This window comes from Streptomyces sp. NPDC045022 (assembly GCF_056432605.1).
Genome location: NZ_JBWKIR010000005.1, coordinates 39,714 through 55,941 on the forward strand (window position 1 = coordinate 39,714; position 16,228 = coordinate 55,941).

Sequence of the window (16,228 nt, forward strand, 5' to 3'; positions counted from 1 at the left end):
CGGCCGGGACCGGGGGTCATGGGCGGGGTGTCCGGGTGACGGTGAGAGGGCGGTAAAAAGGGTGATCGTAGGCCCGCTCGCCCCGGCCGGTCCGCCGGCGGCCTTGGCAGACTGGAGGCGTGCCCCAGACTGTGCTGCTCGCCGAAGACGACCGTGCCATCCGTCACGCCCTGGAGCGTGCCCTGACGCTGGAGGGGTACGAGGTGACGGCGGTCGCCGACGGCATCGAGGCGCTGGCCCAGGCGCACCGGACCCCGCCGGACATCCTCGTGCTCGACGTGATGATGCCGGGCATCGACGGCCTGCAGGTTTGCCGGGTGCTGCGCGCCGAGGGCGACCGCACCCCGATCCTCATGCTCACCGCGCTCGTGGAGACCGCCGACCGCATCGCCGGCCTGGACGCCGGCGCCGACGACTACGTGGTCAAGCCGTTCGACGTGGAAGAGGTCTTCGCCCGGCTGCGAGCCCTGCTGCGCCGGACCAGCCCGGTGCCCCCCGCGGCGGGCGGCAGCGGTGGCACCACCGAGCCGGGCCGGGCCGATATCCAGGTCCCCGACCGGCAGCTCGAGGCCGCCGGTCTCCGTATGGACCTGCAGGCCCGCCGGGCCTGGCGCGGCGAGCGCGAGCTGGAACTGACCCGCACCGAGTTCGAGCTGCTGGAGCTGCTCGTGCGGAACGCCGGCATCGTGCTCGACCACTCGACGATCTACGACCGCATCTGGGGCTACGACTTCGGGCCCGGCTCCAAGAACCTCGCCGTCTACGTCGGCTATCTGCGCCGCAAGCTGGACGAGCCACGCGCCCCGCAGCTGATCCAGACCGTGCGGGGTGTGGGTTACGTGCTGCGGGAGGACTGAGTGGGCCGCCTCCGGCGGCGGCCGGCCCCGCACCGGCCCAAGCTCGTCTCCCTGCGCACCACCTTCGCCGTGTCCTTCGCGGCCGTCACCGCCGCCGTCACCATCCTCGTCGGCATCCTGTCCTACGGCTCCGCCGCCCGGCTGGTCCGCGTCGACCAGCAGTCGGTGTTCACGCAGGTCGTGCGGGACGTCCAGAGCGAGGTGCGGCAGCACGAGATGGTCCCGGACGACTTCTCCTCCTCCCGCCCGGGGCACGACCTGGTCCGCCCCGCCCGCACCGATGTACAGGTGCTCGGCGCGCAGGGGCAGATCGTCGACCACGGCAGCCCGGTGCTGCCGGTCACCTCCCGCGACAAGGCCATGGCCACCGCGCGGTCGGCCGGGAAGGTCGCCCAGCACAAGGACGTACGGGTCGACGAGGACCTGTTCCGCATCGTCACCGTCTCGCTCGGCGACGGGCGGGGCGCGGTCCAGGTCGCGCAGGAGTTCAGTGACACCGAGGACCTGCTGCGGGCGCTGCAGCAGCGCACCCTGATCCTGATGGCGGCGGTCGTGGTCGCCGCCGGGCTGTTCGGGTGGTGGCTGGCCCGGCGGATCACCCGCCGGCTGGTGATCCTGACGTCCGCCGCGGAGGACGTGGCCCGTACCCGGCAGCTGGGCATCGAGGTGCCGGTCGCGGGCCTGGACGAGGTGGGCCGGCTCGGGCGGGCCTTCGACCGCATGCTGGGCCGGCTCGCCCAGTCCGAGGAGGACCAGCGGCGGCTCGTCCAGGACGCGGGGCACGAACTCCGTACACCGCTGACGTCCCTCCGTACCAACATCTCGCTGTTGCGGCGGATCGACGAACTTCCGCCGGCCACGCGGGAGGACCTGGTCGCCGACCTCACCCAGGAGGCCCGGGAACTGACCGATCTGGTCAACGAGCTGGTCGACCTCGCCGCCGGGCAGTCCGACGCCGAACCGCCGCAGCAGGTGGACCTCGCCGACATCGCCGAGGACGTGGTGGGGCTGGCCAGGCGGCGCACCGGCCGGGAGATCGTGCTGCGGGCGAGCGGTGACACGACGACCGGCGGACGGCCCGGGATGCTTCAGCGGGCCATCTCCAACCTGGTCGAGAACGCGGCCAAGTTCGACCGGGGCGGCGAGGCGCCGATCGAGGTCGCCGTCACCGGGCCGGCGCGGCCGGGCACCGTGCGCGTGGAGGTGCTGGACCGGGGGCCCGGGATCGCCGACGGCGACCTCATCCGCATCTTCGACCGCTTCTACCGGGCCGCCGACGCGCGGTCCCTGCCGGGGTCGGGCCTCGGGCTGTCCATCGTGCGCGAGGTCGCCATGGCGCACGCCGGAGTGCCGTTCGCCTTCCGGCGCGAGGGCGGCGGGGCGGTCATCGGGTTCACCGTGGGCGGCGGGTTCGAGGGAAGCGGTGGCGGCGTGCGGGGCGGGGGCGGCTGAGCCGGTCCGGGCCGCCCTCCCGGACGTCGCCGGTATCGTCATGGACCCGGAGGCCGGCGCACCCGCTAGGACCCGCCCCCCAGCCCGGGCAGCGTGAGGAACCCCTCCGCCCGGGCGCTCGCCAGGCCGATCCTCGGGATGTCGCTGCTCTTGGCGAAGAGGAGGAAGCGGGGTTCCCAGACCGGGCGGTACTTGGCGTTGGCGCGGTAGAGGGACTCGATCTGCCACCAGCGGGAGAAGAAGGTGAGGGTGGAGCACCACAGGCGCAGGACCGGGCCCGCGCCGAGGCGGGAGCCGCGTTCGAAAACCGAACGGAACATGGCGAAGTTGAGGGAGACGCGGTGGATCCCCAGCTCCTCCGCGTGGGAGAGGAGTTCCACGACCATGTATTCCATCAGGCCGTTCTCGCAGGCGCGGTCGCGGCGCATCAGGTCCAGGGAGAGGCCGTGCTCCCCCCAGGGGACGAAGCTGAGCAGGGCGCGCGGTTCGCCGTTCGCGTCGCGGCACTCCAGCATCACGCAGCGGCCGTCGGCCGGGTCACCGAGGCGGCCCAGGGCCATGGAGAAGCCGCGCTCGGTCGCACCGTCGCGCCAGTGGTCGGCGCGGTCGACGAGGTCGGCCATCTCCACGTCGGGGATGTCCTCGTGGCGGCGGATGCGCACGGTGTAGCCGGCCCGGCGGACGCGGTTGTGGGCCTGGCGGACCACCCGCATGGCCCGGCCTTCGAGGGTGAAGTCGGCGAGGTCGACGATCGCCTCGTCGCCCAGTTCCAGAGCGTCCAGGCCGTGCCGGGCGTAGATGGTGCCCGCCTCCTCGCTCGCGCCCATCACGGCGGGTGTCCAGGCGTGCCGGCGGGCCTCGGCGAGCCAGGCGTCGATGGCGCCGGGCCAGGCCTCGGGGTCGCCGATCGGGTCGCCGGAGGCGAGGCTGACGCCGCCGACGACGCGGTAGGCGATGGCGGCCTTCCCGCTGGGGGAGAAGAGGACGGCCTTGTCGCGGCGCAGGGCGAAGTAGCCGAGGGAGTCGCGGGCGCCGTGCCGGTCCAGCAGCCCCCGGAGCTTCCGCTCGTCCTCCGGGACGAGCAGGCACGCGCCGCGCGGGGCGCGGAAGCAGGCGTAGAGGACGAGGAGGAAGGCCGCGGCGCTCAGGATGTTGACGATCACGTCGGCCCAGCGGGGGGCGTGCACGGCGGGTACCCGGTCGGCGAGCGGGCCGACACTGATGCCGCGCAGGAGCGTGTAGACGATCTCGTCCTTGAGGGAGGCGCCGGGAAGCTTGTTGGTCGCGTGCACCAGGAGGGTGCCGAGGGCGCCGCCGGCCAGGTTGCCGCCCACGCCGACGACGAGGGCGAGGCGCGGGTTGGAGCGGTCGCCGATGGCGTCGAACTCGCGCCGGCCGAGCAGCAGGGCGACGACGAACAGGCCGGTGAGGGCGGCGGAGAGCCAGTTGAAGAGGTGCCCGCGGAACGGGTCGCGGGTGAGGGCGAGGACGTAGAGGCAGAACAGGGGGCCGGCCAGAAGGAGGTTGAAGACCCAGGCGGCGCGTTTGCGGCGGCGCATCACCACCGCCAGGAACAGCGCGAGTGCCGCCGAGACCAGTCCGGCCGTGGCCAGGTACGGCGTGAAGAACTCGCCCGCGTTGTGCTCGTGCACTTCCTCGCGGAAGGGCAGCGACATGACCGCGACGATGTTGAGGACCGCCATGAGCCGCAGGTACCAGACGGTCGCGGTGGCGGCGCGGGTGCGGAGCCGGCTGCCGGTGGCCGGGCGGGAGCGGGACGGCCGTAGCCGGGGCGGCAGGAATCGGATGCCGAGGCCGGGGGAGCGCGGAGCGGGAACCTGCGGGGAAGTCGGGGCCGACTGTCGAGCGGGCATGGTGACTGGTCACCTTGGGGGAGGGGGGACGGGGCACCGGCGACCCTACAGCTCGTAGGGTAGTGCGGATACGGGATCCGCACAGCCGGTACACAGGGTCTCATCCGTCAGCGGCCGGCGGAGCGCCGGGCCGCCGCCAGCAGCCAGGCCAGATTGCCCACCGCCGCCCCGGCCGCCACCACGGCGACGATCACCCCGCCGGTCGCGAGGCCGTCGCTGAACAGGTGCGGGCGCCGGTCGAGGCTGTGCAGCCCGAAGCCGCACAGCTCGTACACGCCCACGGCGGCGATCACGAGGCTGACGACCAGCAGGGCAAGCGTCGGCGCGAGGCTGTGGACGCCGACCTCTGCGCCGGGCTCCGTTTCCGTGTCCTGCATGACTCCCCCGATGAACGAACGTGTGGCCACTGGCCGTTGGGAACCTACAATACGTAGGGTCGGTTAGGGTCGATGCCGTGCGGATCTACATCAGCGTGGACATGGAAGGCGTTACGGGGCTCGTCGACGCCGATGACGTCCAGCCCGGCGGCCGGGACTACGAGCGGGGCCGCTCCATGATGGCCGAGGACGTGAACGCGGCCGTGCGCGGCGCACTGGCGGCCGGCGCGGCCGACATCCTCGAACCCCGCACGTTCACCACACCGGCCGCGGCGGAGCGTCTCGGTGGCACCACCGAGCCCCTCACCCCCTGGCAGTCCGTCGACCTGCCCCGCCCCGACGGCGGCACGGTCACCGTGACCGCGACGGAGCCCCGGGAGGACGTGGTCCGTGCGTTCCAGGAGGCGGGGCTGGCGGACCGCCTGCAGCCGGCCTGACCGGGGCGCTCGGCGCACTGCCCGCGGCCGGCCTAGGAGGCGTCTTCCGCCGTACGGTTCCGGGGGCGGACCCCGAGGACGTCGAGCATCGCCCGGGTGGCCGGGCTGGGGTTGAACCGGCTCCACGCCAGATACTCGATGCGATGCGGTCCGTCGACCAGCGGGACCAGCGCCAGCTCGGGAATACCGGCGGCCAGCGGCCGGATGAACGCCGACGGCAGCAGCGCGACACCGAGTCCACGCGCGACCAGCCGCGTGATCAGCTCGACGACACCGGCCTCGTACGCGACGTCACGGACCAGGCCCGCGGCGGCGAACGCCCGGTCGGACTGGGCCCGGGCCGGGGTTCCGTGCACGAAGTCCACGAAGGTCTCCTCGGCGATCTCCTGGAGCGTGACCCGGGAAGCGCCCGCCAGCCGGTGCCCGGCCGGCACCACGAGCACATGCTCGTCGTGATCGAGGGCGACGGTCTCCACACCGGACGGCCGTTCACCCTCCGGCAGACCGAGGAAGGCGATGTCCAGGTCGCCGTTCCGGAGCGCCGCAACCAGTTCGTCGCTGCGTCCGGAACGCAGGACCACACGTACGTCCGGGTGCCGGCCGCGATACCGCTGCAGCAACTCGGGCACGTCCACGGCGGCCGTGGTCACGATCACGCCGACGGCGAGCCGGCCGCGCACCACACCGGTCGCGGCGGCGGCGCCGGCGGCCGCGCGGTCGGCGGCGGCCAGACACTCCCGCGCGCCGACGAGAAACGCCGCACCGGCGCTGGTCAGCTCCACCCGGCGGCTGGACCGGGCGAACAGCTGGACCCCCAACTCCCGCTCCAGGGACGCGATTCGGTGACTGAGCGAGGACTGCACCACGGAGCAGCGCTCCGCCGCGCGCGTGAAGTTGCGGGTTTCGGCGACCGCGACGACGTAACGCATCTGCTGAAGATCCACAGATCAATCGTCACTGTTCATGACTGCTATGACAACCATGCTTTGGATTCATGGCGGCCCCCTGGCGAGACTTCCGCGTATGGAATCTCCGACCGAGCGGTCTTCGGGTTCGCCGGGCAGCCCCTCCGCGCAGCGGGTGGCAACCGTCGCGCTGACCGCACTCGCTCCCGCCTCGTGGGGCACCACGTATGTCGTGACCACGGAGCTGTTGCCACCCGGGCATCCCCTGTTCGCCGGGCTGATGCGCGCCCTGCCCGCCGGACTGCTCGGGCTGGCGATCACCCGCGTGTTCCCGCGCGGCGACTGGTGGTGGAAGGCCGCCGTCCTCGGTGTGCTCAACATCGGTGCCCTCTTCCCTCTGTTGTTCCTGGCCGCCGAACGACTCCCCGGCGGTGTCGCCGCCACCCTCGGTGCCGCCCAGCCGCTGCTGGTCGCCGGGTTGGCCGTCGCGGTGCTCCGCGACCGGCCGACGGCCTGGCGACTGACCTGGGGTGTGCTCGGCGCGCTCGGCGTCGGGCTCGTCGTACTCGGGCCGGAGGCCCGGCTGGACGCCGTCGGGGTCCTCGCCGGCCTCGGCGGTACGGCCGCCATGGCCGGCGGGGTCGTCCTCACCAAACGCTGGGGCCGCCCCGCAGGTGTCGGTCCGCTGACCCTGGCCGGCTGGCAACTCACGGTCGGGGGGCTGTTGTTGCTGCCAGTCACCCTGGTGATCGAGGGGGTGCCGCAGCGGATCGACGCCGGAGCGGTCGGCGGCTATCTGTGGCTGGGCAGCATGGGCGGCCTGATCGCCTACACGCTGTGGTTCCGGGGGATCGGCCGGCTGCCGGTCGGCGCGTCCGCCCCGTTGGTCCTGCTGTCTCCGCTGGTCGCGACCGTCATCGGCATCACGCGGGGGGAGTCGCTGAGCCTGCCGCAGTCCCTGGGCTTCGTCCTCGCCCTCACCGCCATGCTGGCCGCCCAGCTCAGCCCTCCGAAGACGTCCGGCCGTGGCGCGCCGTGGGGCAGGCAGGGGCGCGGGCGCGGGCGCGTGCGGCAAGCGGAGCCGCCTGACCCCCAGTCCGACGAAGCCCATCAGATCCGAGAGGACCGGGTCCGGTGAACGCGGGTCTGGTGAACGCGGGGCCGGTGAACGCGGGTTCGACGGAGGCGGGGGCGATGGGGGCGGGGTCGGTGAACGCGGGTTCGGCGGAGGCGGGGGCGATGGGGGCGGAGTCGGTGGGTGCGGGGTCTGTGAACGCGGGTTCGACGGAGGCAGGGGCGATGGAGGCAAGGGCGATGGAGGAAGGTCGGATGAACGCAGGCTCGATGGAGGCCGGTTCCATGAGGCACGGAACGACGATCGCCGTGCTCGGTGCCACCGGGATGGTCGGCAGCCGGGTGATCGCCGAGGCGACCGCACGTGGACACCAGGCCCTCGCGCTCTCCCGCAAGCCCGCCAGTGCGGATCCCGCGGCCCCCGCGGCCCCCGTGGACCCGAACGTGACGGCGATCGCGGTCGACGCGCAGGACCCGCACGCCGTACGCCAGGCGCTCACGGGCTCCGCCACGACCGGCGCCGCGGACGCCGTCGTACTGACCGTGCGGACGATGCCGGTCGACCAGGACTTCCTGGTCGGCGCCACCCGTACGGTGCTGGACGTCGCCGCTCAGCTGGGGATCCGCGTCCTCGTGGTCGGCGGCGCCGGTGCGTTGGGCAGCCCCGACGACAGTGAACTGCTGGTCGCCGACAACCCCGCGTACGTGCCCGCCGAGGTGAAGGCCGTCGCCGCCGCCGGCATAGCTCAGCTACGGACCTGCCGGGCTCATACCGGTGCCGACTGGGTCTACCTGAGCCCGCCCGCCCTGCTGCAGCCCGGTGAACGCACCGGACGCTACCGGCGCGGCACCGACACGCTCCTCACCGCCGCCGACGGGCGTTCGTGGATCAGCGCGGAGGATCTGGCCGCCGCCGTACTCGACGAACTCGAAACGCCGGGCAGCGACCGCCACATCACGGTCGTCCACGACGACGAGCCCCCGTCGGCCTGAGCCGGGGCACGGAGCACCGGCCCGCCTCAGGGCCGGACAGGGCAACACGGCTGGTGCCGACCTCCGTGCTCTCTCAGCCGGCGCTGAGGACCCGAAAGCGATCGGGTTCCGCCGGATCCCGATCAACGACCTGGATGGGCGTCCCAGCCCAGTGCCACACGCTGATGCCCGGCGTGCGGGGGACCGGATCTGCCCGCGGGTGCCTTCGACTGCGACGCGCGGCCAGGATTGGGCAGTGCGCGCCCGGTCCGCGCCGTGAGAACGCAGCACCTCGGCGAGGACGGCGACCGTGTCGTGGCCCTCGAAGGCCACGAAGGAGGGCGCTTCGGCGAGCCGCTCGCGAAGGGCCGTCTCGACTCGTGCACCGAGTGGGCCGAGGCGCTCGGGCAGGTACCGCAGGAACGGGATCCGGGCGCTGTCGTCACCCAGCAACGTCGCCCACTCGGCGAACTCCGGTTGCCCGGCCGGAGCGCCGATCGCGATCTCGGCGAGGCGCTGGTCGCGGCGGACGGACTTGACGATGGACACTGCCGGCTCGGGGTGCCGACCAGAAGAAGGAGGGCTGTCGCGCGCTGGTCGACGAGTTCGTCGCACACGGCCGTGGGGGCGAGCGAGCGCATGTCGAGTTCGATGACGGCGCCGCCGCGTGGTGCGAGGAAGTCCCGCAGAATGCGGCCCCCTGACGCCCAAGTGACCCTCGTCATCCTCGCCGCGTTCGGCTGCGTCACGCTACTGCTGGCGCAGATCAGCGAGGCGCTCTCGAGGCTGCCGCAAATCATCCGCGCGTGGCGTCAGGTCCGGCCCGAACTGAGCGCTGGCACCGGTCCCGGCTCTCGGGATCACTCGACAAGGGGCACCGCCCCGGGCACCCTTGCGGTCGACCCAAGCGATGGGGACCATGCATCCAGAGGGCCCGGAGCAGGGCGGGACCCGAAAGCCCCGCCCAACCCGCAAGAAACCCCAGCTCAGGGCCAGACAAGGCAATACGGCTGATGCCCCGCCTCATGCAACCGATGGCTGAAGTCCTGCCACTCGTGCAGCAATTGGAGGTGGTGGGGCACTGACCTGGGGTTTCTCGGTGAAGTGTGCGTTGACCTGCGGAAACTCGTCCCGGTAGTTCCCATGGGTCAACGCCGTTTCCCGGGCTCATGTGCCCTGGATGTGCCCTGGAACGCCCCCCGCGGGGTTGTGCCCGAGCTGGAGCGGCCGAGCCGCTCCAGCTGCGTGGCCGAGGTCGCCTGTGCTGGCGAAGCGCCCTATCTACGACACCCGCCATGACAGGGCCGAGTGCTGCCTGCGTATACGTACAACGTGGACTAATCGCGCAGTAGGCGCATAGCCAGCACGGAACCGTCAGGATGTATGGAGACGGGGCCGTTCCAGCGTGGAGCCCAGGCGTCGCGTGGCCAGTTGGACCGGCGCTCGTAGATTTCCCGACGGTATTGCTCCACTCTGCCCTCCTCAAGATGGCGGAAGAGGTCCTCCGCCACTCCAGAGAACGCCTCGACTCGCTTCCTGTTAAGCCGGAAGACGTGGTCTGTGCCGACGAAGTCGGTACCGAAGAAACGGTGCCGTGCGTCCTGGACGCTGTCCGTCGCCGCGTGCGTAATGCCTGCGAAGTGTCGTTGTCCTTGTCGTTTCGTCAGGTACGGGGCGGTCGCCCGTGCGTCTCCGGCGAAGGCGGTAAGACCGGCTGCGGCTGTGCGGGCGAGCGCGTGTTGGAACCACCCGTAGAGGTCGGGAGTCACGTGAAAGCCAGGTTCGGGCTCAGCGCGCTTGTCGCCTTGCGCGGGGGGCTGGATGCCGGGATAGACGTTCTCGTCCTCCAACGCGTGATCAAGGACGCGGCCCGGAGCGTCCACCCAACCTCCTTCTCCGCCCGCCTCCAGGGCGTGGACCGTCAGGGGGCCGTCGAGTGGGAGCTCTGTGCTGAACACCAGACACGGCGTCTCGTCCCACGCTCCGATGTGCACTGCTTCGACGTGGGCGGAGGCCGAGGCGAGCTGGGTATGAGAGGCGGAGAGCCCGCTGTGGTTGCCCTTGCATGCGATCGGGAAGACGCGAGAGGGCTCGCCGGGCCTCCATACCTCGGCGAAGAACTGCGGTCGGTATCGGTAACCCGACTTCGGGCCGGAGTCCCTGCTGGTCAGGGCCCACCCGGCGCGCAGGGCTGTGTCAGCTGGCACGATTGAGACGAAGTGGTCCGGATAGCGCCTGCGCAGGAGCCGTGTGGCGAGAGCCAGCGCGAAACCGGTGCCTAGTTCTCCCGACTGGAGCGCTTTGTAGTAGTCCGCGGTCTCCTTGCCCTCGGTGGACAGAGCCATGAAGGAGTCCGAGCCCCCGGTCAGAGCCTGGTTGTACTTCAGGCAGCCCCAGTGCTCGGCGAGGCCGCGTCCCGCTCCGCGCCGGGCCAGGGTGATTGCCCGTCCCAAGGAGTGCAGCACATCCCAGGGCGTGAGTTGCGAGAGTCGCCCGAGATCCTTTGCCGGTATGGGGCGCAGTCCAGGCTTCCGGCGAAGCCGATCAAGCTCCTTCTCCTCTCTCTGCTTGTCGTCGTCCGCAGCCGCGACGCTCACATCCCCGGCCAGCTCCTGGTTCGAGTGAACTGAGACGTTCGACGGCTCCGCAAGGTCTCTCAGCACTTCAGCCGTGATCTTCAACCTGCTCCCCCCTCATGATCAGACGTGCCTGGTCTGAGCGCCGTGGCCCGGCAGCCACGCCGTGGCTTTCGTACGTGCCAGCTCTACGCGCTGGCTTCTGGCTGGCTGGCCGCGAGGTCATTGAGAGCGCCGTTCACGACGTACCAGGACACGGTGAGCGTGTCGCGGTCGGGAGTGTGCGCCTCGCGGAACTCACGCCGCGGGTGAACGAAATTGCGGTACTTGCAAACGGCCTGGCTGAAGCGTTCCATGTCGACGTCGATCCAGCCCGCCTGGTGGCAGATGTCGATGAGGGCCTTGAGGCCAATGAAATTCGGGTCTTTGTTGCTCAGCAGAGAGGCGTTGCGCTCCTCGATCACTGTCAGCAGGACGCCTTCGAGGAGGCTGCCCAACATGATGATGGCCGCGACGTGAGCGCCGTTGGAAAAGCAGGTGCGGGCTTCGTCCAGGCGGCGCTGAAGCAGCGCGGCCATCCGCGGTTCACGGATGATCTCGGCCATGGTGGCCTTGAGCTCGACCGGGGCCTGATGACCCGGGTGCGCCATGGCTGGGTCGCAGACGACAACCCTGGGTCGGCCTCCGGGGTTTTCCAAACGGAAGCCTTCGTGGACGAGGAAGGTATTGACTGCACTGACGACGGTCGGCAGTACCTCGGGCTCTCCGAGGTACTCGCGAGCGTCCGCGAGTCTGAGGAGCACCTTCTCCAGCTCGGTAGGGTTCTCACGGCGTTCCATGAGTAGCTGGAGTGTCCACTCTCCCCGGTACTCGCCGTCGTACTCGGGCACGTTGTGCCATCCGGCGTTCTCCAGGAACTGGGCTATCTCGAAACCCCTGCGGTAGTAGAGGTGGTCGTCGCCGCAGATGACGCGAGCCAGTTCCTTCAAGGTGTTGCCGTCGAGCGGGCCCAGGACAGTCTCCTGCGTCATACGGCGTCGTCCGCGGTGTCCTCGTCATCGGTGAGCTCGTCGTCCGAGGAGAGGTCGAGCGGCTTCCACTCGGCGTGAGGTCTGGTCGGCCGGGCGGCTGGAGTGGACTGGGTGTAGTTGGCGGGACGGATCCCCTGGCGGTCGAGTTCCTCCCACAGGCCATCGAGCGCTGCGCCGGGATCGAAGCGGAATTCGCTCTCGCGTATCCGCCAGAACTCCCAGCCCACACGCTTAAGTTCTCGGTCCCGCCGCTGGTCGTTCTCGATCTGCTCCCGCGTGGCGTGGTGGAAGGCGTCGCCGTCGCACTCGACGGCGAGACGGCCGCGAGCCCCGACGACCACCAGGTCGATGCGCTTGCTGCCGGCAGGGAACTGCGGGATCACGTGGTAGCCGCGCTCCTTGATCTTCAGATACACCTGCTGTTCGAAGAGCGAGTCGAAGGGAGCCCTGCGGACATCCGGCAGCACCGGTCCGATATCGTCGTCGGCTTCCAACGCGGCGGGTGGGTTCTCCATGTACGTCAGGAGGTTGAGCCGCAGGTCGTGGGGTTTGAGACGGTCAGGCGGAACAGAGTAGAAGAGCCACATCTGATCCTGAGCCCGACTGGCGGCGACGTTGTACGCCTGCTGTTCGCTTTTGTTGCCGCCCGCTGCACGCGGCGGGTTCGTCACGACCATGGACAGCAGAATGATGTGGCGTTCGTCGCCCTGGAACGAGGCCGCATTGCCTACGCGAATCTGGTGCTGCTCGCGCACGGTGGCCGGTAGCCGTTGCTCGATGAGAGTCTCCAGGAGCTTGATCTGCCCGAAGCCCTGGAGGACGATCACGCCCATGGTTTTGTCCTGATAGGCGGGGTCCTCGGTCAGGCGGGCCAGGCAGTCGACGATCGCCTCGGCCTCCTTGGGGTTGTGGACACGGCTCTCGCGGCCCACGACCACGGCGCCCTCGACGAAGTGGGTACGCAACGGGTCCAGCCGCTCGGCGCCGTACTGGCGCAGAGGCAGGAGCTTGTTGTTGTAGAAGGTGCTGGAAGACCAGTTGATGATCTCGGGCACACAGCGGAAGTGCTCTTCGAGGCGGACCACCTGCGGGAAGAAGGTGGACAGTAACTGGTACAGATTGGTGTGCGGCGTGTAGAGCTGGCGCAGCCGGCTGGGCATGTCCGGTAGATGGGCGGCCAGCTTGTCCTGGATGGCCTGGTGACGGCCGTTGCGCGTAAGGGCGGGAGCACACTGTTTGTCGTCGCCGACGACGATCACGCGGGGAGCGAGCCACAGGAGGAACAGCGCGTCCATGCTCGCCTGGCTGGCCTCGTCCACGATGACGACGTCGAAGGCGTCCCGCCTCGCCTGCACCATCTCCGCGACCTGGGGGATGGGCATGACCCACGCAGGCACTGCGTCCTGGGCCACGGACATCGCATCGCGTGCCGCGGCTCGGAAGAGGCCCGTGTTTTTCCCCTTGCCCTTGCCAAGGGACGCCATGTGCGTCCGGTACGCCTGGAGCGCCGAGCGTTGTTCCTGCGTCATGCGCTCCAGGCAGTGCAGCCGGCCCCAGGCCGCAGCGAGTTCACCGGTTACCTGCTCCAGCCGGTCTTCGTGCTCGCTCAGGTCACCTTCGAGCTTGCGCTCCAGACCGGGCGTGCGCTGCCTTTCCAGGAACTGCGAAGCCTTCGCCCACGCCCAGGCCCGCTCCAGGGAGCCAAGCCGTTTTTCCCAGTTGTGGTCGTCGGCGCTGTCGACGAGGCGGCCAGCGAGCAGGGAGTGGCCGGTACGCAGGGCGCCCAGCAACTCGGCGCACCGACGTGTGCGGTGCTCCCGCCGGTGCGCGGCGACCAGTGCCTCCAGGGCCTCGGCATAAGCCTCCACGTCCTGATCGCGGAGAGCCTGCACCAGGGCCATGGACTCCGCAGCCAGCTGCGTGCCATTGACGGGGGTACGCAGGAGTTCGTCCCACGCGGCCAGCTGCGCGACCGCCTCGTCGGCGGCCCGTCGGCCACGGAGGGCGGCGACACCGGCGTTGAAGTCCTGCCATGCCTGGCAGGAGGCGATCGTCAGTCGTACGCCGTGACGTACGAGAAGCGTGTCGACGCTGTCCCGGGCCGAGCCGAATGCCTGTACGTGCTCAAGGCACGCGGATCGTGCCGTCAGTTCGGCCAGCTGTACTTCTACGTCTCCTTGCGGTAGGTCGGCGTTCACCTGCTGCCAGCGCGTGGCCGCCCCGGCGAGCGCGGAATGCGCCCGTAGGTGTGTCAGGACGGCGTCCAGATCCTCGGTCGTCTGCGGCGAACGGCCGTCGACGGTGCAGGAGTCCAGCAGCTCCCGGGCGTTCTTCTGCACCTTGCCCGGGAACCGTGACCGCAGGGTCTTGCCCGTGGCCAGGTGGTCCCGGAGCGCGGTGCCGGAGGTTGTCAGCCGGGCCGCCTTCTGAGCAGTCAGGTCCTCGGGTACGGTCACCAGGCGCAGGCCCAGCGCATCCACGTCCCGCGCGACCTCACGAATGTCGTCGGTGATGGCTGACACACGCTGCCACAGTCCGAGGTCAGAACGCGAGAGTCGGTCCGTCAGCGCCCGGGTTATCCAGGAGCCGGGATCCCAACGTGTGGCGTCGGCAGGCATCCCGAGGTGATGAAGGGCAGTCTCGCAGGCATCGAGCAGCGAGGCCAGTTCGGAGGTCACGGACGCGTCGAGATGGGCGAGTACGTTCCGGATCTCGACAGCCTCCGCGGACAGGCCCTCGTCGCTGAGGTGGCTGGCCGCGAAGACGTCCGCGATGTGCCGGGGCGAAGGAAGCTCGTCATAGGCGGGAAGTGCGCCGCCGGCACGCGGTTCACCCGCGCCGTCACGCAGTAGGACGAGCAGTTCGTGGGCCTGCTCGGAGGTCAGCGGAGGGACGTCCTCGGCGGTGTCGGGTAGACGGCCGATCCATCCGAACTCCTCGGCACCGGTATGGATCCGCTCCACGATCTCGGCGAGCGTTCCTGCGTATCCCGGTGCCACGCTCCGATGCCGATACTCGGCCTCTCGAAGCGAGATCACCTGCTCCGTGAGCGTCTCGATCCGTCCCCGCACCTCGTCCCGTTCTCCGGTGAGGCGGCGGATCTCGGCGCGTAGTTCGCCGGAGTCGCTGGCGGCCACCTGGTCGGTGAGCGCGTTGATGGTGCGTTCCAGCTCGTCCTCGCCGCCGTGGCGAGTGGAGCTGAGCAGCAGGACGCACAAGTCCCGTACAGGCGAGGGAAGTTTGTCCCGCAACACGGTGAGTGGCTGGTCGCGGGCGCTGGTGACGAGTACTCGCTGGCCCTGTGCGAGCAGCGCGGAGACAAGGTTGGCGATCGTGTGGGTCTTGCCCGTTCCCGGCGGCCCCTGGACCACCACACCGGTGTCGTGCTCCAGGCGCCCCAACACACTGCGCTGTTGGGTGTTTGTCTTGCCAGGGAAGAGCGGATCGTCACCGAAGAGCGGCGCTCTCTGGGCCCCGTCCCAGGCGGAACGGTCGACGGTCTCGATCGTCATGGCCATCTGGGCCAGGCCGAGCGGTGCCCGGCCTTCCGAGGCCACAGCCTCCGCGATCTGGTCGTAGAACCGCAGCAGAGAGTTGAGGTTGCGTGGACGCATCACCAGGGCGGGTGCGTAGGTGAGACGCGCCCCCGGTTCAGGCGCGCGGGGTGGCTCCCACGCCGCGCTGAAGCGCATGGGGCGGGTGGTCGCCCGCTCCTGCCACTGCGCCAACTGCTCCAGCGCCTCGGGCCCGAGCGGTTCCATCCCACGAGCCGTGATCTCTTCTGAGAGAGCAGCCCCGCGCTCCCGTACCCATCCGTCGTCGCTGTCCAGGAAGTCCTGGTCTTCGAGACGCAGGGCGCTCTCCGACGACAGCCTGACCGTCAGTCGCGCCGTGCGGCGGTCGACCGACGTCTCCACCCGTTGGGTGAACAGATGGCGGTGCACCACGTCCCCGTCCGGGCCGAGCCAGGTCAAGAGACCAATGCCGAGGACGAGCTCCGTCTGGTCGTCCTCTCGGGCCAACTTCTGGTGCCACGCGTACATCCGGTCGTAGAGTTCACGAAGCGGTCGTTCGCTGCGCTCCCGCGCAGCCCACCGACGCCAGCGATCCAGCCAGGCTCCGTAGGCCCGCAGGACGTCGCCGGCCTCTTCCCGGCGCACGCTGCCTTCCTCAGCCAGCCGCTCCTTCGTGTCTGAGACGCGAACCAGCTCGGTCCCCGGCCCCTCCTCTGCAAGAGGCGGGTCACCTCCGTCGGGATCAAGGCAGCGCGTCGGCTCGACCCAGCCGTCGAGCGAGTCGGGCAGGTCGGGCGGCGCGCTCTGTGGCACGTGGTCGAGCGTCAGCAGCACGCCGTCAGGGCGCGGTGCCGGCCTGCGGACGGGTTCCGGCAACTTGGCCAGCCAGAGGTGCTCACGGCTGCGGTCGTCACGCTGTCGCTGGTGGCTGCTGTGGACCATGTCGCGCAGGAAGTTGACCAACCCTGCTGTTTGCCCGATGACGTCGGGGTCACTCGCGTGGCGTCGCGGATCCTTCACCGTTCTCCTCTCGGCCGCCGACGAACGTTCCAGGATGAGGGTCGACCAGGGGCGCAACAACGAGCTCCGGGCAACATGACCGGATCTGCTTCACGGTTCCGGCGCCGGGTGCATGCTGAAAGGGCTGGTTGCGGAGGT

The 16,228-nt window shown here is 70.2% G+C and carries 10 protein-coding genes and 2 pseudogenes; 5 read left to right on the forward strand and 7 right to left on the reverse strand.

Annotated features, from left to right (window positions below; translation table 11 throughout):
- Nucleotides 1–119 precede the first annotated feature (119 nt).
- Nucleotides 120–857, forward strand: coding sequence for a response regulator transcription factor (locus AC07C1_RS11340; protein WP_478938466.1), 738 nt, complete (start codon nucleotides 120–122; stop codon nucleotides 855–857).
- On the forward strand, nucleotides 858–2,309 hold the full coding sequence (locus AC07C1_RS11345; RefSeq protein WP_478938467.1) for a sensor histidine kinase: 1,452 nt from the start codon (nucleotides 858–860) through the stop codon (nucleotides 2,307–2,309). It abuts the gene before it with no gap.
- 65 nt (nucleotides 2,310–2,374) lie between these two features.
- Here the strand turns inward: AC07C1_RS11345 and AC07C1_RS11350 are convergent, their stop codons facing one another.
- Together AC07C1_RS11350 and AC07C1_RS11355 are read right to left on the reverse strand one after the other, a co-directional pair.
- Nucleotides 2,375–4,183 (reverse strand): phosphatidylglycerol lysyltransferase domain-containing protein, encoded by a 1,809-nt coding sequence (locus tag AC07C1_RS11350; protein ID WP_478938468.1) that lies wholly within the window; start codon nucleotides 4,181–4,183, stop codon nucleotides 2,375–2,377.
- Nucleotides 4,184–4,290: 107 nt separating this feature from the next.
- Nucleotides 4,291–4,560 carry a hypothetical protein gene (locus AC07C1_RS11355; RefSeq protein ID WP_478938469.1) on the reverse strand — a complete coding sequence of 90 codons (270 nt, stop codon included), beginning with the start codon at nucleotides 4,558–4,560 and terminating at the stop codon, nucleotides 4,291–4,293.
- Between the two features lie 77 nt (nucleotides 4,561–4,637).
- Between AC07C1_RS11355 and AC07C1_RS11360 the strand changes: the two are divergent.
- Nucleotides 4,638–4,802, forward strand: a pseudogene (locus AC07C1_RS11360) (M55 family metallopeptidase); the annotation flags it as partial.
- Nucleotides 4,803–5,029: 227 nt separating this feature from the next.
- On the opposite strand, the gene AC07C1_RS11365 reads toward AC07C1_RS11360, so the two are convergent.
- Complete coding sequence (locus tag AC07C1_RS11365; protein WP_478938470.1) at nucleotides 5,030–5,941, reverse strand: LysR family transcriptional regulator; 912 nt, start codon at nucleotides 5,939–5,941, stop codon at nucleotides 5,030–5,032.
- Nucleotides 5,942–6,020: 79 nt separating this feature from the next.
- On the opposite strand from AC07C1_RS11365, the gene AC07C1_RS11370 reads away from it, so the two are divergent.
- Both AC07C1_RS11370 and AC07C1_RS11375 read left to right on the forward strand, forming a co-directional pair.
- On the forward strand, nucleotides 6,021–7,040 hold the full coding sequence (locus AC07C1_RS11370; RefSeq protein ID WP_478938471.1) for an EamA family transporter: 1,020 nt from the start codon (nucleotides 6,021–6,023) through the stop codon (nucleotides 7,038–7,040).
- A gap of 221 nt (nucleotides 7,041–7,261) precedes the next feature.
- On the forward strand, nucleotides 7,262–7,969 hold the full coding sequence (locus AC07C1_RS11375) for an NAD(P)-dependent oxidoreductase (RefSeq protein ID WP_478938472.1): 708 nt from the start codon (nucleotides 7,262–7,264) through the stop codon (nucleotides 7,967–7,969).
- 73 nt (nucleotides 7,970–8,042) lie between these two features.
- On the opposite strand, the pseudogene AC07C1_RS11380 reads toward AC07C1_RS11375, so the two are convergent.
- The 4 genes and pseudogenes from AC07C1_RS11380 to AC07C1_RS11395 all read right to left on the reverse strand — a co-directional run.
- Nucleotides 8,043–8,664: pseudogene (locus AC07C1_RS11380) on the reverse strand (ABC transporter substrate-binding protein); the annotation flags it as partial.
- Nucleotides 8,665–9,285: 621 nt separating this feature from the next.
- Nucleotides 9,286–10,629 (reverse strand): hypothetical protein, encoded by a 1,344-nt coding sequence (locus AC07C1_RS11385; protein ID WP_478938473.1) that lies wholly within the window; start codon nucleotides 10,627–10,629, stop codon nucleotides 9,286–9,288.
- A gap of 83 nt (nucleotides 10,630–10,712) precedes the next feature.
- Nucleotides 10,713–11,555: a hypothetical protein gene (locus AC07C1_RS11390; RefSeq protein WP_199379025.1), complete on the reverse strand. Its 843-nt coding sequence runs from the start codon at nucleotides 11,553–11,555 to the stop codon at nucleotides 10,713–10,715.
- The gene (locus AC07C1_RS11395) at nucleotides 11,552–16,090 is read right to left on the reverse strand and encodes an AAA domain-containing protein (RefSeq protein WP_478938474.1); all 4,539 of its coding nucleotides are present in this window, start codon (nucleotides 16,088–16,090) and stop codon (nucleotides 11,552–11,554) included. The genes AC07C1_RS11390 and AC07C1_RS11395 overlap by 4 nt, the downstream gene beginning before the upstream one ends.
- Between the last annotated feature and the right edge of the window lie 138 nt (nucleotides 16,091–16,228).

Bases quoted from the DNA above. Each gene is read 5' to 3' on its own strand.
- AC07C1_RS11350 (WP_478938468.1), bottom strand. From the start codon at position 4,183: ATGCCCGCTCGACAGTCGGCCCCGACTTCCCCGCAGGTTCCCGCTCCG.
- AC07C1_RS11355 (WP_478938469.1), bottom strand. From the start codon at position 4,560: ATGCAGGACACGGAAACGGAGCCCGGCGCAGAGGTCGGCGTCCACAGC.
- AC07C1_RS11370 (WP_478938471.1), top strand. From the start codon at position 6,021: ATGGAATCTCCGACCGAGCGGTCTTCGGGTTCGCCGGGCAGCCCCTCC.
- AC07C1_RS11375 (WP_478938472.1), top strand. From the start codon at position 7,262: ATGAGGCACGGAACGACGATCGCCGTGCTCGGTGCCACCGGGATGGTC.
- AC07C1_RS11390 (WP_199379025.1), bottom strand. From the start codon at position 11,555: ATGACGCAGGAGACTGTCCTGGGCCCGCTCGACGGCAACACCTTGAAG.